At 48.1% G+C, this 19,474-nt stretch carries 18 protein-coding genes and 3 pseudogenes; 10 read left to right on the plus strand and 11 right to left on the minus strand.

Going from position 1 to position 19,474, the window contains the following annotated elements; translation table 11 throughout:
• Position 1 precedes the first annotated feature (1 nt).
• The 10 genes and pseudogenes from hisD to JNO11_RS12700 all read left to right on the plus strand — a co-directional run bounded on the left by hisD (position 2) and on the right by JNO11_RS12700 (position 8,988).
• Positions 2-1,306: a histidinol dehydrogenase gene (gene hisD, locus JNO11_RS12655; RefSeq protein WP_010670959.1), complete on the plus strand. Its 1,305-nt coding sequence runs from the start codon at positions 2-4 to the stop codon at positions 1,304-1,306.
• Positions 1,303-2,379, plus strand: a complete 1,077-nt coding sequence (gene hisC / locus JNO11_RS12660) for a histidinol-phosphate transaminase (RefSeq protein WP_182504321.1) — start codon at positions 1,303-1,305, stop codon at positions 2,377-2,379. The genes hisD and hisC overlap by 4 nt, the downstream gene beginning before the upstream one ends.
• On the plus strand, positions 2,376-3,443 hold the full coding sequence (hisB, locus tag JNO11_RS12665; RefSeq protein ID WP_010670960.1) for a bifunctional histidinol-phosphatase/imidazoleglycerol-phosphate dehydratase HisB: 1,068 nt from the start codon (positions 2,376-2,378) through the stop codon (positions 3,441-3,443). The genes hisC and hisB overlap by 4 nt, the downstream gene beginning before the upstream one ends.
• Positions 3,443-4,033, plus strand: coding sequence for an imidazole glycerol phosphate synthase subunit HisH (gene hisH, locus JNO11_RS12670; protein WP_008926061.1), 591 nt, complete (start codon positions 3,443-3,445; stop codon positions 4,031-4,033). Before hisB ends, hisH begins: the two co-directional genes overlap by 1 nt.
• Positions 4,033-4,770, plus strand: a complete 738-nt coding sequence (gene hisA, locus JNO11_RS12675) for a 1-(5-phosphoribosyl)-5-[(5-phosphoribosylamino)methylideneamino]imidazole-4-carboxamide isomerase (protein WP_325177382.1) — start codon at positions 4,033-4,035, stop codon at positions 4,768-4,770. Before hisH ends, hisA begins: the two co-directional genes overlap by 1 nt.
• Positions 4,752-5,529 (plus strand): annotated as a pseudogene (hisF, locus tag JNO11_RS12680) (imidazole glycerol phosphate synthase subunit HisF). The gene hisA and the pseudogene hisF overlap by 19 nt, the downstream one beginning before the upstream one ends.
• On the plus strand, positions 5,523-6,134 hold the full coding sequence (gene hisIE / locus JNO11_RS12685; protein ID WP_033778806.1) for a bifunctional phosphoribosyl-AMP cyclohydrolase/phosphoribosyl-ATP diphosphatase HisIE: 612 nt from the start codon (positions 5,523-5,525) through the stop codon (positions 6,132-6,134). Before hisF ends, hisIE begins: the two are co-directional and overlap by 7 nt.
• Before the next feature lie 114 nt (positions 6,135-6,248).
• Positions 6,249-6,725 carry a YbaK/prolyl-tRNA synthetase associated domain-containing protein gene (locus tag JNO11_RS12690; protein ID WP_010248074.1) on the plus strand — a complete coding sequence of 159 codons (477 nt, stop codon included), beginning with the start codon at positions 6,249-6,251 and terminating at the stop codon, positions 6,723-6,725.
• Positions 6,726-6,791: 66 nt separating this feature from the next.
• The gene (locus tag JNO11_RS12695; protein WP_325177383.1) at positions 6,792-7,583 is read left to right on the plus strand and encodes an ABC transporter substrate-binding protein; all 792 of its coding nucleotides are present in this window, start codon (positions 6,792-6,794) and stop codon (positions 7,581-7,583) included.
• 106 nt (positions 7,584-7,689) lie between these two features.
• A complete protein-coding gene (locus tag JNO11_RS12700) occupies positions 7,690-8,988 on the plus strand; it encodes a succinylglutamate desuccinylase/aspartoacylase family protein (RefSeq protein ID WP_033758378.1) in 1,299 nt (432 codons plus the stop codon).
• A gap of 37 nt (positions 8,989-9,025) precedes the next feature.
• On the opposite strand, the gene gndA is transcribed toward JNO11_RS12700, so the two are convergent.
• The 11 genes and pseudogenes from gndA to rfbA form a co-directional block, all read right to left on the minus strand.
• Positions 9,026-10,435, minus strand: a complete 1,410-nt coding sequence (gene gndA, locus JNO11_RS12705; RefSeq protein WP_010248093.1) for an NADP-dependent phosphogluconate dehydrogenase — start codon at positions 10,433-10,435, stop codon at positions 9,026-9,028.
• A gap of 142 nt (positions 10,436-10,577) precedes the next feature.
• A complete protein-coding gene (locus JNO11_RS12710; protein ID WP_325177384.1) occupies positions 10,578-10,880 on the minus strand; it encodes a hypothetical protein in 303 nt (100 codons plus the stop codon).
• Positions 10,881-10,986: 106 nt separating this feature from the next.
• Entirely contained in the window at positions 10,987-11,322 is a 336-nt protein-coding gene (locus tag JNO11_RS12715; RefSeq protein ID WP_325177385.1) for a hypothetical protein, read from the minus strand.
• A 92-nt stretch (positions 11,323-11,414) separates the two neighbouring features.
• Positions 11,415-12,308: a glycosyltransferase family 2 protein gene (locus JNO11_RS12720; RefSeq protein WP_072008753.1), complete on the minus strand. Its 894-nt coding sequence runs from the start codon at positions 12,306-12,308 to the stop codon at positions 11,415-11,417.
• A gap of 118 nt (positions 12,309-12,426) precedes the next feature.
• Entirely contained in the window at positions 12,427-14,637 is a 2,211-nt protein-coding gene (locus JNO11_RS12725; RefSeq protein WP_325177386.1) for a glycosyltransferase, read from the minus strand.
• 85 nt (positions 14,638-14,722) lie between these two features.
• Positions 14,723-15,883: a class I SAM-dependent methyltransferase gene (locus tag JNO11_RS12730; RefSeq protein WP_325177387.1), complete on the minus strand. Its 1,161-nt coding sequence runs from the start codon at positions 15,881-15,883 to the stop codon at positions 14,723-14,725.
• Positions 15,880-17,220 carry an ABC transporter ATP-binding protein gene (locus JNO11_RS12735; RefSeq protein ID WP_010670970.1) on the minus strand — a complete coding sequence of 447 codons (1,341 nt, stop codon included), beginning with the start codon at positions 17,218-17,220 and terminating at the stop codon, positions 15,880-15,882. Before JNO11_RS12735 ends, JNO11_RS12730 begins: the two co-directional genes overlap by 4 nt.
• Positions 17,210-17,674, minus strand: a complete 465-nt coding sequence (locus JNO11_RS24820; protein WP_346267491.1) for an ABC transporter permease — start codon at positions 17,672-17,674, stop codon at positions 17,210-17,212. The genes JNO11_RS12735 and JNO11_RS24820 overlap by 11 nt, the downstream gene beginning before the upstream one ends.
• Positions 17,595-18,029 carry an ABC transporter permease gene (locus JNO11_RS24825; RefSeq protein WP_346267492.1) on the minus strand — a complete coding sequence of 145 codons (435 nt, stop codon included), beginning with the start codon at positions 18,027-18,029 and terminating at the stop codon, positions 17,595-17,597. The genes JNO11_RS24820 and JNO11_RS24825 overlap by 80 nt, the downstream gene beginning before the upstream one ends.
• A pseudogene (gene rfbC, locus JNO11_RS12745) lies at positions 18,026-18,572 on the minus strand (dTDP-4-dehydrorhamnose 3,5-epimerase). The gene JNO11_RS24825 and the pseudogene rfbC overlap by 4 nt, the downstream one beginning before the upstream one ends.
• Positions 18,572-19,454, minus strand: a pseudogene (gene rfbA / locus JNO11_RS12750) (glucose-1-phosphate thymidylyltransferase RfbA). Before rfbA ends, rfbC begins: the two co-directional pseudogenes overlap by 1 nt.
• Between the last annotated feature and the right edge of the window lie 20 nt (positions 19,455-19,474).

A 19,474-nucleotide genomic window follows, 5' to 3' on the forward strand; every position in this document is an offset into this window, starting at 1 on the left:
CATGGCCTTTTCTACCCCGATTGAGTGGCAGCAGTGCACCCCCGAACAGCAGCAGGCGCTGCTGTTACGTCCTGCTATCGCCGCCTCTGAAAACGTGACGCTGACGGTGCGCGATGTGCTGGAGCAGGTAAAGCTGAACGGTGATGACGCTCTGCGCCAGTTCAGCGCCCGCTTCGACAAAGCGCAGGTGGATAACCTGCGTGTTACCGCGCAGCAAATCGCAGAGGCCAGCTTACGTCTGAGTGACGAGCTGAAGCAGGCGATGGCTGTCGCGGTGGGCAATATCGAAACCTTCCACAACGCGCAGATCCTGCCGCCGGTGGATGTGGAAACCCAGCCAGGCGTACGCTGCCAGCAGATTACCCGTCCGGTGAAATCGGTCGGACTCTATATTCCTGGTGGTTCCGCCCCGCTCTTCTCCACCGTGCTGATGCTGGCGACCCCGGCCCGTATCGCTGGCTGTGGCCGCGTGGTGCTCTGTTCGCCGCCGCCGATTGCCGATGAGATCCTGTATGCCGCCCAGCTGTGCGGCGTAGAAGAGGTGTTCCAGGTAGGCGGCGCGCAGGCCATCGCCGCGATGGCCTTCGGCACCGAAACCGTGCCACGCGTGGATAAGATTTTTGGCCCGGGCAACGCCTGGGTGACAGAAGCGAAACGTCAGGTAAGTCAGCGACTCGATGGCGCGGCGATTGATATGCCAGCGGGTCCTTCTGAAGTGCTGGTGATTGCGGATGAAGGCGCCACGCCCGCGTTTGTCGCGTCTGATTTGCTTTCACAGGCAGAGCATGGTCCCGACTCGCAGGTGATTCTGCTGACGCCTTCATTAAAGCTGGCCGAGGCGGTCGCGGTCGCGGTTGAGCAGCAGCTGGCGCAGTTGCCGCGGGCTGCCACAGCGCGTCAGGCGCTGGAAAGCAGCCGCCTGATCGTGGCGCGTGACCTTGAGCAGTGTGTCGCAATCTCTAATCTCTACGGCCCGGAGCACCTGATTCTGCAAACGCGCCAGCCGCGCGATCTGGTGGAGTCGATCACCAGCGCCGGTTCGGTATTTTTAGGCGACTGGTCGCCGGAGTCCGCGGGCGATTACGCCTCTGGCACCAATCACGTGTTACCGACCTACGGTTACACCTCGACCTGTTCCAGCCTGGGCCTGGCCGATTTCCAGAAACGCATGACGGTGCAGGAGCTGACGCCGCAGGGCTTCCTGAACCTGGCCGCCACCATTGAAACCCTGGCCGCCGCCGAGCAGCTGGATGCCCATAAGAATGCCGTCACCCTGCGCGTTGCCGCACTGAAGGAGCAAGCATGAGTCAGGATATTGAGCAGCTGGCGCGCGCCAATGTGCGCGCCCTGACGCCCTATATGTCGGCGCGTCGTCTGGGTGGCAACGGAGATGTCTGGCTCAATGCCAACGAGTTTCCGCTGCCGGTGCCGTTTGAGCTGTCGCAGCAGACGCTGAACCGCTATCCGGAATGTCAGCCTAAACTGGTGATTGAGCGCTACGCTGCTTATGCAGGCTTAACGCCGGAGCAGGTGCTGGTGAGCCGTGGCGCAGATGAAGCCATCGAACTGATCATGCGTGCCTTCTGTGAGCCGGGTCAGGATGCGATTCTGTTCTGTCCACCGACCTATGGCATGTACAGCGTCAGCGCCGAAACCATCGGCATTGAATACCGCACCGTCCCGGCCCTGACCGACTGGCAGCTGAACCTGCCTGCCATTGCAGAGCAGCTGGATGGCGTCAAAGTGGTTTACCTCTGCAGCCCGAACAACCCGACCGGCAACCTGATCAAGCAGGACGACATCCGTCAGCTGCTGGCAATGACCGCCGGTAAAGCGCTGGTAGTCGCAGATGAAGCCTACATTGAGTTCTGCCCGCAGGCGACCCTGACCGGCTGGCTGAAGGATTATCCGCATCTGGTGATCCTGCGTACGCTTTCTAAAGCCTTTGCGCTGGCTGGCCTGCGTTGCGGCTTTGCGCTGGCGAATAAGCCGGTCATCGACCTGCTGATGAAGGTGATCGCGCCCTACCCGCTGGCCACACCGGTGGCCGATGTCGCCGGTCAGGCGCTGAGCGACCAGGGAATTGCGCTGATGCGTGAGCATGTGGCACAGCTGAATGAGAACCGTAGCTGGCTGCAGGCTGAACTGGCTCAGCTGGCCTGCGTTGAGCAGGTTTTCTCCAGTGAAACCAACTATGTGCTGGCGCGCTTTACCGATTCACCAAAAGTCTTCAAAACCTTATGGGATCAGGGCATTATCCTGCGTGATCAGAACAAAAATCCGGGCCTGTCGGGATGCCTGCGCATCTCCATCGGCACGCGTGAAGAGTGCGAACGAGTGATCGCCGCGCTGCAAGCCTTTTCTGTGGAGCAAGCATGAGCCAGAAGACCCTTTTTATTGACCGCGACGGTACGTTAATCTCTGAGCCGCCTGAAGATTATCAGGTGGACCGCATGGATAAGCTGGCGTTTGAGCCAGATGTTATCCCGGCGCTGCTGGCACTGCAGGCCGCCGGTTATCGCCTGGTCATGATCACTAACCAGGATGGTCTTGGCACCCCGGGTTTCCCGCAGGCCGATTTCGATGGCCCGCACAATCTGATGATGCAGATCCTGACCTCGCAGGGCATTGCGTTTGACGATGTGCTGATCTGCCCGCACATGCCGGACGATCACTGCGACTGTCGCAAGCCGAAAACCCGAATGGTGGAAGCCTGGCTGGCCGAAGGCGCGCTGGATACCGCCAACAGCTACGTGATTGGCGATCGCCTGACCGATGTCCAGCTGGCGGAGAACATGGGCATCCAGCCTATCCGCTACGGTGCTGACGGCCAGAACTGGCAGACTATCCAGCAGCGTCTGACCCAGCGTGACCGCCATGCGCTGGTGCAGCGCAACACCAAAGAGACACAGGTGCGGGTAGAACTGTGGCTGGATCGCGAAGGCGGCAGCAAGATTAATACCGGCGTGGGTTTCTTCGACCACATGCTGGACCAGATTGCCGTACACGGCGGGTTCCGCATGAACATCGAAGTGAAAGGCGATCTCTATATTGACGATCACCACACGGTGGAAGATACCGGTCTGGCACTGGGCGAAGCGCTGCTGAAGGCGCTGGGCGACAAGCGTGGCATTGGCCGTTTCGGTTTTGTGCTGCCGATGGATGAATGTCTGGCGCGCTGCGCGCTGGATATCTCCGGCCGTCCGCACATCGAGTTCAAAGCGGAGTTCAACTATCAGCGCGTGGGCGACCTCAGCACCGAGATGGTCGAGCACTTCTTCAGCTCACTCTCCTACGCCATGATGAGCACCCTGCATCTTAAAACTAAAGGCAAGAATGACCATCACCGCGTCGAGAGCCTGTTTAAAGCCTTTGGCCGTACGCTGCGTCAGGCGATCCGCGTTGAGGGCAATACGCTGCCAAGCTCGAAGGGAGTGCTGTGATGAACGTGGTGATCATGGATACCGGTTGCGCCAACCTGTCGTCGGTGAAATGGGCGATTGAACGTCTGGGCTACACCCCGGAAGTGAGCCGCGATCCCGATGTGGTGCTGCGTGCCGATAAACTGTTTCTGCCCGGCGTAGGCACCGCGCAGGCGGCAATGAATCAGCTGGAAGAGCGTGACCTGATCGATCTGGTCAAAGCCTGTACCCAGCCGGTGCTGGGGATCTGCCTGGGTATGCAGCTGCTGGGTCGAGGCAGCGATGAAAACGGCGGCGTGCCGACGCTGGGGATTATCGATGAGCCGGTGTCGTTAATGGACACGCACGGCCTGCCGCTGCCACACATGGGCTGGAACCAGATTACCGCGCAGGCGGGCAATCATCTGTTCCGTGGCATCGACGAAGGCTGCTATTTCTACTTCGTCCACAGCTATGCCATGCCGGTCAACGCCAGCACCATCGCACAGTGTCACTACGGTGAAGCTTTCACCGCCGCGGTGCAGAAAGATAACTTCTTTGGCGTCCAGTTCCACCCGGAACGCTCGGGCAAAGCGGGCGCGCAGCTGCTGAAAAACTTCCTGGAGATGTAATGATTATCCCCGCGTTAGATTTAATTGACGGCAAAGTGGTTCGTCTGCATCAGGGCGATTATGGACAGCAGCGCGATTACGGCAGCGATCCGCTGCCACGTCTGCAGGATTACGTTCGCCAGGGCGCGACCGTGCTGCATCTGGTGGATTTAACCGGCGCGAAAGATCCGGCGAAACGCCAGATCGCGCTATTGAAAACCCTGCTGGATGGCGTTGATGTGACGGTGCAGGTCGGTGGCGGCATTCGCAGCCGTGACGATGTTCATGCGCTGCTTGAAGCCGGAGCGAGTCGTGTGGTGGTTGGTTCCACGGCGGTGAAACAGCCTGAAGAGGTAAAACGGTGGTTTGCGGAATTTGGCGCAGAGGCGATTGTGCTTGCGTTAGATGTGCGCATTGATGCCAGTAACCGCAAAGAAGTGGCAATCAGTGGCTGGCAGGAAGCGGCGGGTGTCACGCTGGAAGAGGTGATTACCGACTTTCAGCAGGTGGGCCTGAAGCACGTGCTGTGCACCGACATTTCTCGCGACGGCACCCTGAGCGGCTCCAATGTTGCGCTCTATCAGGAAGTGACGGGGCGCTTCCCGACGATTGCTTTTCAGTCCTCGGGTGGCATTGGCGACCTCAATGATATCGCCGCCCTGCGCGGCAGCGGCGTTCAGGGCGTAATTGTCGGACGTGCGCTGCTGGAAGATAAATTCACTGTTTCGGAGGCGATCGCATGCTGGCAAAACGGATAATTCCCTGCCTGGACGTACGTGACGGCCAGGTGGTCAAAGGCGTACAGTTTCGCAATCACGAGATCATCGGCGACATCGTGCCGCTGGCGCAGCGCTATGCCGCCGAAGGTGCCGACGAGCTGGTGTTCTATGATATCACCGCCTCATCCGATGGCCGGGTCGTCGACAAAAGCTGGGTATCGCGGGTTGCGGAAGTGATCGATATCCCGTTCTGCGTCGCGGGCGGCATTAAAACCCCGGAAGACGCAGCGCGCATTCTGGAGTTTGGCGCAGATAAGATTTCGATTAACTCGCCGGCGCTGGCCGACCCCACGCTGATCACCCGCCTCGCGGACCGTTTTGGCGTGCAGTGTATTGTGGTCGGGATCGATACCTGGTTTGATGAAGCCAGCGGTAAATATCAGGTGAATCAGTATACCGGCGACGAAGCGCGCACCCGCGTGACGCAGTGGGAAACGCTGGAGTGGGTGCAGGAAGTGCAGAAGCTGGGCGCAGGCGAGATCGTGCTGAACATGATGAATCAGGATGGCGTGCGTAACGGCTATGACCTGGTGCAGCTGAAGAAAATGCGTGAAGTCTGCAACGTCCCCCCTTATCGCCTCTGGCGGCGCAGGCACCATGCAGCACTTCCTGGATGCGTTTACCGAAGCTAACGTGGATGGTGCTTTAGCCGCCTCGGTATTCCATAAGCAGATTATTAATATTGGTGAGCTGAAGAGCTTTCTGATCGACAACGGAGTGGAGATTCGCGCGTGCTAACTGAACAACAACTGGCCCTTCTCGACTGGGATAAAACACAGGGCATGATGCCGGTCATTGTCCAGCACTTCGTCTCAGGCGAAGTGCTGATGCATGGCTACATGAACCCGGCCGCGCTGGAGAAAACGCTGGCAGAAAGCAAGGTCACCTTTTTCTCCCGCACCAAAAATCGCTTGTGGACCAAAGGCGAAACCTCCGGCAACTTTTTGCAGGTCGTGAGCATCACGCCTGACTGCGACAATGACACCCTGTTAGTGCTGGCGGATCCTATTGGCCCGACCTGCCATCTGGGCACCACCAGCTGCTTCTCACCGGCGGTCCCTGAGTGGACGTTCCTCTATCAGCTTGAGCAGTTGCTGGCTTCGCGCAAAACCGCCGATCCTGAAAGCTCCTACACCGCACGACTCTACGCCAGCGGCACCAAACGCATCGCGCAGAAAGTGGGTGAAGAAGGCGTTGAAACCGCACTGGCCGCCACGGTCAACGATCGGGATGAACTCACCAACGAAGCTTCTGACCTGGTCTATCACCTGATGGTACTGTTGCAGGATCAGGATCTCGACTTCCGCGCCGTGATCAACAACCTGCGTGACCGCCATAAGTAACTGTGCAATATGCTGCTCAGAATGCCGTTTTTATGCGGATTCTGAGCAGTCTTCAGCTCATTCCTCACGTCCATCCGGCACAAAGACGGCAACTCAAACCTCAGGGAGAGAACCGTGACCACCCATGAGAAATTAATCGCCCTGCTCGACCAGCACCAGGCACGCTATCGCCTGATGGAGCATGAGGCGACCGGTAAATGTGAAGCGGTCGCGGCGATACGCGGCACCGAAATCGGCCAGGGTGCTAAAGCGCTGGTCTGTCATGTGAAAGGCAACGGCGTTAAACAGCATGTACTGGCGGTTTTACCTGCCGATCATCAGGCCGATCTGGGCAAAGTCGCGGTAGCAGTCGGGGGAAGACGCGCCTCACTCGCCAGTCCGGCGGAAACCGATCTGCTGACCGGCTGCGTATTCGGGGCGATACCACCGTTCAGCTTTCATCCCGACCTCAGACTGATTGTTGACCCCGCGTTGTTTGAACGTTATCCGGAGATCGCGTTTAACGCCGGTCTGCTGGAACGCTCAGTGATCCTGAATACCGAAGATTATCGCGCGTTATGCGCGGCTGACGTGGTGAAGATTACGCAGTAATTGCCATCCCGGCAGCCCGGCGATACTCTGCATAATCACTCATCACGACAGAATAAGAGCAAAATCATGAACATTTTCACTCAACGCCTGCGTCAGACGCTGGCTGTGGCCGTTATGGCAGGCTGCGCTTTTGGCGCGCAGGCAAAAATCGAACAGGTGCGTTTCGCGGTCGATCCGACCTATCCGCCATTCGAATCGAAAACGCCACAGGGCAAGCTGGTCGGCTTTGATATTGATCTGGGCAATGCGCTTTGTACTCAGATGCAGACAAAATGTGTCTGGGTTGAAAGCCAGTTTGACGGCATGATCCCGGCCCTTAAAGCGCGTAAATTTGATGCCATTCTGTCCGACATGGGCATTACCGAAGAGCGCCTGAAGCAGATTGATTTCACCGCGCCGCTCTATGACACCCACACCCAGCTGATTGCCCGTAAAGGTGCTGGCATATTGCCCACCGTTGAATCCCTGAAAGGAAAAACGGTCGGCGTAGAACAGGGAACGGTTCAGGAGCGCTATGCGCTGGCGAAATGGCAGCCTCACGGTGTGACCGTAGTGCCTTATGGCGATCAGGCACAGGTTGAAAGCGATCTGGTTTCAGGCCGACTGGATGCGGTATTCACCGATGCGGCACAGGCGGCCATCGGCTTCCTGAAGCATCCGCAGGGCAAAGATTTTGAACTGGCTGGCCCGATTATACAGGATCCGATCATCGGCCCCGGCACGGCGATTGGCCTGCGTAAAGGCGATACCGAGCTGAAAACCGCACTGGATAACGCCTTCGTCGAAATCAAAAAGAATGGCACCTTTGACCAGATTCAGAAGCGCTACTTCGCCACGGATATCTCTATCCAGCCTTAACCTCGCGGTCGCCCTTTTTCATCCTCACCGCGATCCGGCACTATACTCTAACTATTTCGGGACGGCGCGCTGTCGTCCTTTGCCGATTAAAGGACATTAACACGGTATGCATCAACAACATCATCCACTGTTAAGCGCCTCTTTAGGCACCCAGCGTGAAATCATCAGTTTCCATTTCGCGGAAGACAACGAGCGTCAGGTCTACATTCAGGCTGCGCTGCATGGCGACGAACTGCCCGGTATGGCAGTGGCGTGGTTTTTAAAGCAGCGACTACAGGCGCTGGAGTCCGCCGGTCAACTTAAAGCCGCCTTTACCCTGGTACCGGTTGCCAATCCCCTGGCGCTGGGACAGCACTGGCATGGCACCCATCTGGGCCGATTCCATACGCTCTCTGGCCAGGACTTCAACCGCCGTTTCCCGTCACTGGGCGCAACCCTGGCGGCCGGGCTGGCTGAGAGTCTGACCCAAAGTGAAACGCAAAATAAGAGCCTGATCCGCGAGGCGATTGATCGTCACTATCGTGATACCGTGCCAAAAACCGAGCTGGATGCGCAACGCCACACGCTGATGCGGATGGCCAGTCAGGCCGATCTGATGATTGACCTGCACTGTGACTGGGAAGCCGTGCCACACCTGTACACCACGCCGCACGCCTGGCCGGACATTGAGCCGCTGGCGCGCTGGTTAGGCAGCGAGGTGCAGCTGCTGGCGCAGATCTCTGGCGGTGAACCGTTCGATGAAGCCTGTTGCGAACCCTGGCTGACGCTGGCGGAACGGTTTGGCAAAGATTATCCGATGCCACGGGGATTGCTGCCTGTGACGCTGGAGTTGCGTGGCGTGCGTGATGTGTCGCCTGAACAGGCAGAGAAAGACGCGGAGGCGATTATTTCAGCGCTACAGGAAGGGGGTTATATCGGCTACAGCGAGCCTGCGATTTCCGTGGAAGTGGCGGCGCCCGTGATTGGTGGCGACGAACTGGTCCCGGCGAGCGCGGGCGGTGACGATATCGTGGCTATCAATGACGGCCCGATTGGTTTAAACGTGCCAGATATCGCTGAAGCACCTGGAGAAGCTGGCGTCATCAAAGAGCGTCACAGCGAAGGATCGGCGGCGGCCTCCCCTGCCCTGAAAAATCCACCTACGCCGTTAGCGGGCTGTGAATATATTCATTCGCCGGTATCCGGACTGATCCTGCATCGTAAACCGCTGGGCGCAAAGATTCGGCCGGGAGAAGTGGTGGCGGAGATTGTTGACCCGATAACCGACCAGATCACCCCGCTGGTGACGGAACATGGCGGTATTCTCTATGCAAGACACTGGGCTAAATTTGCAACGGCAGGCATGCTGGTGGTGAGACTGGCAGGTGAGCGAGAGATTCGGAGCGGGGATTTGCTGGTAGGATAAAAAAAAGGGCTTCCCGAGGGAAGCCCTTTTTTAGTGATTAATCTAACCACTCGGTGTGGAACACACCGTCTTTATCAATGCGCTTGTAGGTATGCGCACCGAAGTAGTCACGCTGCGCCTGAATCAGGTTAGCAGGCAGCACTTCTGAACGGTAGCTGTCGTAGTAAGCGATCGCCGCAGAGAAGGTTGGCGTCGGGATACCGTTCTGAATCGCGTAGGAAACCACATCACGCAGCGCCTGCTGATACTGATCGGCGATATCTTTGAAGTACGGTGCCAGCAACAGGTTAGCAATGCCTGCATCTTCTGCGTAAGCATCAGTAATCTTCTGCAGGAACTGGGCACGGATGATGCAGCCAGCGCGGAAGATCTTCGCGATTTCACCGTAATGCAGATCCCAGTTGTTCTCTTCTGACGCGGCACGCAGCTGTGAGAAGCCCTGAGCATAAGAAACGATTTTACCCAGATACAGAGCGCGACGAACTTTCTCGATGAACTCCGCTTTGTCACCGGTGAAGGCCTTCGCCTGTGGACCGCTCAGTACTTTAGAGGCTGCCACACGCTGGGTTTTCAGCGAGGAGAGGTAACGAGCGAACACAGACTCAGTGATCAGTGACAGAGGTTCGCCGAGATCCAGTGAGCTCTGGCTGGTCCATTTACCGGTGCCTTTATTCGCTGCTTCATCCAGAATCACATCAACCAGGTATTTACCTTCTTCGTCTTTCTTGGTGAAGATATCTTTGGTGATGTCGATCAGGTAGCTGCTCAGCTCGCCGTTGTTCCACTCAGTGAAGGTCTCAGCCAGCTCTTCGTTGTTCAGACCCAGCGCGCCTTTCAGCAGAGCGTAGGCTTCTGCGATCAGCTGCATGTCGCCATACTCGATGCCGTTGTGAACCATCTTCACATAGTGGCCCGCGCCGTCCGGACCGATGTAAGCCACACAGGCTTCGCCATCTTCTGCACGTGCAGCAATTTTATCCAGAATCGGAGCAACCAGCTCGTAGGCTTCTTTCTGACCGCCAGGCATGATAGATGGGCCTTTCAGTGCGCCCTCTTCACCACCGGAAACACCGGTACCGATGAAGTTGAAGCCCTGGTCAGAAAGCTCTTTGTTACGACGGATGGTATCTTTGTAGAAGGTGTTACCGCCATCGATCAGAATGTCGCCTTTATCCAGGTGTGGAGTCAGGGAGGCGATAGTCTTATCGGTCGCTTCACCCGCCTGAACCATCAGCAGGATACGACGAGGTTTTTCCAGCGATTCGACAAACTCTTCAACGGTGTAAAAAGGAGCAAGTTTCTTGCCCTGGTTCTCGGCGATGACTTCATCAGTCTTTTCGCGTGAACGGTTAAAGATAGAAACAGTGTAACCGCGGCTCTCAATGTTAAGAGCCAGGTTGCGGCCCATCACTGCCATACCTACAACGCCGATCTGTTGCTTGGACATCTTTTACTCCTGTTATATAAAACGTAATGAATACGTTTAGAACTATATATCACATAGAAGATAATAACTTACTGAATGAGAAGATAAATAGCATTTGGTGCCATTAGTTAAAATCTTAACAGTGCGCTGACGGCAATTTTATTTAGAAAAACTTCCATCCATGTTTATTAAAGAATTTAAACATCGAATGTGAGAAAAGGAGTATATGCTTAAGACCTTTCCTGGAAACATTACCACCATGGTGGATTATTTTCACATCCGGAACATAAGCAACCTCAGTAACCTGACGAGCTCGTAAACTCAGGTCTGTATCTTCAAAATATAAGAAAAAGTTTTTATCAAAACCATTCAGTTGCAAAAGAACGTTATTTCTGAAAAACATAAAACAGCCACTAACACTATCTGGCTGCCACAAAACTGTCTCAGATTGCGTTTCTTTCATCATGCAGTATGTTTCAAGTTTACTTTTGAATAAATGATGGAGTGATTTTGGAAGAAAAGCGCGAAGAAATAATGTGAAAACATTTGGATAACGCTTGCAAAGATATTGCCTATCGCCATTTCTCCAAAAAAGCCTGCGGTGATAACAAGCCACAGGCTTTATTTTTTTCCATAAAAACCAGAGCATTAGACAAAGAGTCATCTGTAAAAATAACATCAGGATTAAGAATCAGATGATAATCATAATCTTCAGAAAAAGTAACATTATGGCCCCGACCATAGCCCAGGTTTTCACCACTTATGATGATTTCACAAAACTGGAATTGTTCAACAACTTTGTTATGAAGTGGCTTTAATTCTTTATAACCGTTTTCTACAATCACAAAATCGTAACGCAGATGATCAATGTAAGATGCGGCCTTTTTTAAATGATTCAAGTAATTCAAGTATATCATCATCAATATAGTAACAAACAATTGAAACTCGCAAAGAAATCTCACGTTCGGGATTGTTGGAGTTTATTTCATTTGTTTGAGAATTATTGACTGTATCTTCCGTGGATGCCACGTAAACCATGCATAACTCCCCTGAAAATCATCTTTAACTCGAGCGACTTGTTTCGAGATGCAATAATGTAAAAGGACATCTTTACTATTAATTTAAATGCATCTACCACTTTCCAGTTAAAAGGGATGTAGTTACGCTTGTATAATAGCAAAGCATTTCGAGCCTGATAGTAGTGTCTGAGGGGAGAATGAATAGCAATTGAGTTACTTAAAAAATTAACTCTTTCATCGCCTAACGTATGTGTCATATGGGCGTTACAAGCTCCATAACTCTTAAAGCCTTTACTCTTAGCCCTTAATGCCCATTCAACATCCACATAATCAATAAAGAGCGTATCGTCCATCAAGCCAACTTTTTGAATACTTTCGACGGATATTAATGAACCAGAAGAAATTAGATGATCAACAATAACACATCCATTATCATCTGGCTGAAGTTCTTTATCAATCTTTAACCCTCTAATTTGGATAAAGCGTGACCGCACATTGTTATTTACGTCTAAAAATTGTGGTCCCACCGCTGCAGCATCTGGGTATTTAACCAAAACTTCCTGTAAGGAAGACACCATATCATTTGCAGGTAAACTATCTTGATCCATCAGTAATATATTTTTATATCTATTGATGATGGCATGGTTTATACCTATATTTTGAGCTGCCGCAATTCCTAAGTTGCTATCGCACAAGATAACTTCAATGTGCTTATCAAATTCGAAAGCCATATTTTTCAGTGCATAATTATTATCCGAAGCATTATCAACAATAATAATATCGACATTACTTTTTGACAATATATTAACTTGAGACATTAATTGCTCAAGCTGTGGATGATAAGTAACAATGATTGCGAGGGTGTTATTTGGCATGTGATTATCTAATAAAAGGGCCAAAGGCCCTTATTTGATACAGCTGCGATAGATATCTTTAAGCTCTTCGTATTGCTCGCCGAATGATCGTATGTGTGAATGAGGCAGTTGTACTACGTCAGTTTGTGGCAAATAGGAGAAATGCGCTATGGTTTTTTTTAACACATTCCAGAAGCGTGCCACCATCATTATTAAAAGGGATAATAAACCCATTTTCGCCGGGTATAATATCTTCTACAGCACCACCCGCATCTGAGGTAATAACCCAGACGTTTCTGATTAGCGCTTCACGTACAGTCAATCCGAAACTTTCTTTAGACTGAGTTGGATATAAAAGAACATCGATAGAATTGAAAAATTCGTCCATGTTATCCTGTGAAAAAGCAGGCACAACTTCAACATTTTTCAATCCGGCTAGATCGCTCTCATGGAAAGACTTAAAACCGAGGTTAAGTGCATTATCAACGATTATTAACTTACCTTCATTTTCTGCTATATGATTAAATGCATATTTTATTAAGTGATAACCTTTTATGTCTGTATTTCCTCCCGCATAACCGAATCGTAATGGTCGGCCAGGAACTTTAGGCGAAATACACTGAGGATAAGTAACTCCATTTTTATTAAGCAGAGCTTCAGTAAAACCTTCTTTACGATAAAGCTCAGTGGTAAACATACTTGGAGAAATTATCTTAGTAGCAAGAGATAGTGCATCTCTTTTCTTCATTTCCAGATAGTCCATTTTTGCTGGAATGTTGCCATTCGTATCGTCACTACTTCCACGGGACTTGTGATCTTCTTTAAAGCTCAATATAAATTGATGCTCATATAACCACCAATAATCATGTGTAGTTACAACGATGGGGATATTACGTTCAGCGCATATCCGTAGCATAGTAATGCCAAGCCCTTGAATAGAATGATAATGTACAATATCTGGTTTAACTAGATCCAGTACATCTGTAAACGCTTTATCTATATCAGGGTTAATAACCTGACGGTTTTCAGAAAGTAAGTTGGGCAAAACTATACCATAACAATCCTGGCCGTAGGCTTCGTATCGTCGAAGAGTATTAGCAGCACCATATTCTTCTGGTAAAGAAGTTAATATATGAATATTAAATTCTTTATCATTAACGAAGGATTTATTCAAAGCCTCTGCTACAACAGTCGCTCCACCAAAAGAACGTGGATTATAATAGCAATTGACAGAGAGAACATGCTTAACCTTATTATTATTTAAACGTTCAAAATCCTTAATAATTATGGAAGCTTGTTCACGGGCAATGCTTTCAGGTGAATAGTGTTTCAAAACAGACTTTTTAGCGTTTTCACCGACATTCTTTCGTAATAAAGGATCTTCAATAAGCATCTTAAATGATGCCTCCCATTCTTCTGTGTCATAACAGAGAAAACCATTCACTCCATTTTCTATTACGGAAATAAAGTTTGGACGAGGAGAGCAAACACTTGGCAAACCTAAGATTGAAGCTTCCAGATACTTAATATTTGATTTTGAGTCGTTGAAAATATAATTTTCAAGTGGCGCAATACTAATATCACACTCAGCAAGGATCCTTAAATAATCTGCATAAGGACAAAATCCTATTCTTTCTATTTGATTTTTTACTTTATCAAACTTGTCAGGTAGTTCTAACATACCCGCTAAACGTAAATGAACATTAGGAGAAGAAACAAGAATATTATAGATGGCATCTGAAGCTTCTAGAAAGTCTACATTATGAGTACTTGTTCCAGACCCATAGACAATACGAATTATACCATCAGTTTCACTTTTTCTTATTTCTGGGATAGATCCTGCTGTTTCAATTGTTTCAGGATCAAGCGCATTTTCAATGACTATTGATTTACTAGCTCCTGATTTTAACATAGCTTCTGCCAGAGGCTCAGTCGATGCAATGACGCCTTTACAACGCATCATTGCATCATGGTATAACCTGGCACCATCTATTAACCCTTTAAAGGTTTCTTTATCAAGCTCATTTAACGTTTTACTTTTAAGAAGTATGTCTTCATCGAATATCAGATCATCGACTTCCCAGTATGTTTCTAAATTTAAACGTTTACACTCATCAAAGAGTGTCATCACTGTTTCAAACGCAGGTACACGATAAAAAATGATTATCGAATGATACTGTAAAGCCTCCATACAACCAATTAAGTCGGTCCAATTCAGAGTTTTGACAGGAATTCCTAGCTGTTTAAATAAATCGACTTTCTGATCTACACGATATTTCTTACACTGAGGAATAGACATTTCAGCAATAATAAGTACTCGTGGTAAGAGCAAAGATTCGTTATTTAACATTACAGCTGGGAGAGTTTTAGCTGATAAAACACTTTGTGACGCGGATTGTAAGTTATTAATATGATATATCTTGCGAACAATCCCTTTAAGCCCATTCTTTTTTATATAGAGAAAGTGTTCGATTCACACTTCCTTTTATGCCATAACTAGAGACCACACTTTTTGCAACTTTAGCCGCTTTCTTAACGCGACGCGCGTTAAGAACTGCCTTTCTCATAGGCGCAGTAATTTTCCAGCTAGTGGAGGTCAGCAGAGCATTATTTTCAAAGGATAATCTATTTGCTAGCTCAGACTGATTGTTTAGTTGCGCCTTAAGATCGTCAATTTCAGTTCGTAGTACATCTTCAATTCTTTTATAAAGATTAATTTGCCTTGCGCTTACAGATAACTGATCGGATAAGCTGGTATTCTGAGTAACAAGTTCTTTCCACTCCATTTCCGGAAAGACACTTAGGTTACTCCATGGGTTTTCTGTTTGTTCTGGCGCTTTAAATACGCTGCCATTTAACTCGAGATTACCAACTACTACTTCTTCATCCTCACCAACAACGTGACGTAGACCTAATAAATTCTCTTTTCTGGATTTTTTTGTAATTATACATAATGAATTTATGAAAGTGACGGAGTGAATTTCTGAATAATCAACATTATCTAGTTCTGCACTATGATAATGTTTAAATAATGAAGAGAGGTAGTCTGAAGCAGAACGCTCAATACCCCAGTGTTCAAAATTGGTAATATCAGCAAGTTTTTTCAAAAAGGCCATAGAAGAATATGGGTCATAAAGTCCTCCTTCCCATTCTTGCCAGTAACTACAGTGTAGGTCTTCAACAATATAAACACCATCCTGCTCCAGCATAGGGAAGTAAAGTAAAAAAGACTTTATTATATCTGATGAATTGTGCGAACCATCATCTATTATCAAATTATATGAAGGGGTAATTTCACTAATTTTGTTTTTAATTTCTAATGTAGAAGAGTTCCCGATCAAAACTTTAATCGATTTATTTTCGTATTCAAGACGAGCACAATCAGGATTAATATCACAACCCACTATGTTTTCAGCATTTGGAAAATATTTACTCCATATTTCCAAGGACCCGCCATTCTGGACACCAATTTCAAGAAGATTTTTTAGAGTTTTTTGTTGTCTGGAAAGGATATTATGATAAGTTTCAAGATAAATATCCCATTTATCGGATGATTTACCATGATGCTCCTGATAGAGCTCTTTTAAATTTTTCATTCTTGTCTCAGCTTAACTTTATCAAATTTAATTCCAACCAGTCCCCAGCGTACTTCACTGGATGATACATTAATGATCATAGCATCATGAAGCCAGTGATGCTGAACATGATTATTCAAATCTCCGTTTGCAAGGGAGACCATTAGTGCATATTCACCATTAGGTAGCATTGGCAATGTAAATTCAAATGTGGCATGAATCTTACTATCCGCAGAAGCAACCAACGGTTTTTCAGTAGTGAAGGGTAACGTATTTTCTCCAAATAATACCTGCCCCAAACGGTCCTTTACTAAAAAACCAATAATTGGCGAGTCAAAATCCTGATAAATGTTAGCCCTGACAGATAACTCAACTTTTTCGCCTCCTTTAAAGAGATTCTTGCTTTTATGATCTTTATTGATAAATGACACATCTGTTATTTCTGCAGCACCTGTTTTCCATCCATTAGCTTCAGAAAGGTTGTTAGCAATCCCATATTGAACCTTATAATCGATAGCTGGGGTTTCATTTAATTCTTTAGGGGTTAAATGCTTGTCGTTTTCTTCTAATGTTGCTTCACTATCTTGTTTGATACTTTCGAGATGTGTTTCATCTCCATAAACTTCCTGCAGAGTATATTGCAGATATTTTTCTGCAACTTGCTTCGCCGTTCCTGAAGTTATCATTTCACCTTTGTGTAGCCAGATAGCTTTATCACACAGGTTAATGACAGAGTTAGTATCGTGGCTAACGAAAAGTAATGTTCCATTTTCTTTAAATTTTCGTATAAATCGCATGCATTTCTGTGTAAAAACTGCATCACCTACGGCAAGCGCTTCATCGATAACCAATATGTCTGCATCTACATGTGCGATGACAGCAAATGCAAGACGCACATACATACCACTTGAATAGGACTTAACCGGTTGATCTATATAATCACCAATATCAGCAAAGGCTAATATTTTTTCATATCGATCGCGGATCTGTTCATTGGTTAATCCGTATAGCGACGCTGCCATGAACACATTTTCATGCCCGGTAAACTCAGGGTTAAAGCCCGCACCAAGTTCGAGCAATGCAGCAATACGTCCATTGACTGTTACACTGCCATTCGTCGGAGTCAGTGTTCCACATATCATCTGCAGCAGCGTCGATTTTCCCGATCCATTCCGTCCGATGATGCCTACTGTTTCCCCCTTTTTGAGGGAAAATGTTACATCCCGAAGCGCCCAGAATTCTCGATACATTTGTTTATGCGATCTATAGAACATCTGCATAAGACGATGCTGAGGTGATTCATAAATCTGATAACATTTACTCAACCCAGCGACTTCAATGATATTATCAGATGACATCAGCAAATCCTTTACGTGTTTTCTGAAACCACAAATATCCTAACCATGCCAGAATCGCATTTATAATTAATCCTTTAATATAAGGGATTATTTCAGGAACTTTTCCCCAATACATAACATCACGCGTTTGCTCGATAAAATGGGCTAACGGATTTAAAGATAAAAGCGGTCTTACTGAATCTGGCAGTGCCGAAGTAGGGAAAAAGATAGGTGATAAGAACATTAAAACCATCGTTAAAATCCCGACGATTTGACTCACATCTCTTAGGTATACTCCAAGTGAAGCTAGTATCCAACTGATGCCCATTATCATAAACATCAGAGGAAGCAAAATAAAGGGTAACAGCAGAATTGTTAAATGTGGCATCCCGACTTCAAATACATAGAATGTTATCCATACAATGCAACTGATCGCAAAATGAAACAATGCAGCGCAAAGATTTACCCATGGCAATATTTCTAAGGGGAAGATAACCTTTTTTTACATAGTTTGAATTGGCAAGAATGATGCCAGGCGCCCGGTTTATGCATTCCGAAAATAAATTAAAAATTATTAATCCGGAAAATAACAGTAACGCAAAAGACGATTTAGAAGTATGACCTTCACTCCACTTAGCCTGAAACACTACGCTAAAAATAAACGTATAAACGACTAACATTAATACAGGAGTGAAAAACGACCATAACAAACCCAATACTGAGCCCCGATAGCGGCTAATAACTTCTCTTCTAGTCAGTGTATAGATTAATCTTCGATTAGACACTGGCGATTTAACACATTGCCACGTCATTTTAAGAAGCGAATTCATTCAAAGACCTCAGCTCCGGAAAATAAAGAAGCAAGCTTATCTTTTTCTGATAGCAGGACCTCATTTTTCGGCCACTCAATATTGATTGAAGGATCGTTCCAGACAATGCTACGCTCATTTTCTTTTGAATAAAAGTTAGTGGTTTTATAAACAAATTCAGTATTATCAATGAGTGTTAAAAATCCATGTGCAAAACCTTCCGGTATCCATAATTGCCTTTTATTTTCACTGCTAAGTTCAACACCAATCCATTGACCAAAAAACGGAGATTGCTTGCGTATATCAACCGCTACGTCAAACACAGCTCCCGCAACACAACGTACTAGTTTACCTTGCGCATAAGGATTAAGTTGATAGTGCAAACCGCGCAAAACACCTTTGCTTGATTTAGAATGGTTGTCCTGTACAAAATCAACATGCCTGCCGACAGCTTCATCAAATTTTTTCTGACTAAAGCTTTCAAAAAAAGAACCCACGTTCATCGCCAAACACAGCAGGCTCAAAAATTTTAACATCAGGAATTTTAGTATCGATAATCTTCATTATAAACGCCCTTCCACCAGCGCCATCAAATATTTGCCATATTCGTTTTTTAGATACGGCTTAGCAAGTTCCTGTAATTGCGCTTTATCAATAAAGCCCATTCTGAAGGCAATTTCTTCCGGACAAGCTACTTTCAGGCCCTGTCTTGATTCTATAGTCTGAATAAAGTTGTTCGCTTCCATCAGACTCTGATGCGTACCGGTATCAAGCCAGGCATGACCGCGGCCCATAATTGATACAGAAAGTTTGCCTTGCTCCATGTAGATACGGTTAATGTCCGTAATCTCGAGTTCACCACGAGGTGAAGGCTGCAGGTTTTTCGCCATTTCCACAACACTGTTGTCGTAAAAATAGAGCCCAGTAACGGCATAATTACTGCGAGGGTTCTCAGGTTTTTCCACCAGCGAAATAGCTTTACCCTCCTTATCAAATTCTACAACACCATAACGCTCAGGATCGGTAACGTGATAAGCAAAGACGGTAGCGCCATCATCCTTCAATGACGCAAGCTTCAAGCTGCTTGTAGAGGTCATGCCCGTAGAAAATATTATCGCCGAGGATAAGTGCGACTGAATCATCACCGATGAACTCTTCACCAATGATGAACGCCTGAGCCAGGCCATCCGGACTCGGTTGCACTTTGTACTGAATTGAGATGCCCCACTGAGAGCCATCACCTAGTAGGCCTTCGAATCGCGGCGTGTCCTGCGGTGTGCTGATAATCAGGATATCGTTAATTCCTGCAAGCATCAGCGTGCTGAGTGGATAATAAATCATCGGCTTATCATAAACCGGAAGCAGTTGCTTACTGACTGCCATTGTTACCGGGTAAAGACGCGTTCCTGAGCCGCCAGCGAGAATAATACCTTTATTCTTTTTCACAATTTCACCTTACATGAACA

Source organism: Pantoea sp. 1B4 (genome assembly GCF_016925765.1).
In the GTDB taxonomy this organism is placed as follows: Bacteria; Pseudomonadota; Gammaproteobacteria; order Enterobacterales; family Enterobacteriaceae; genus Pantoea; species Pantoea agglomerans.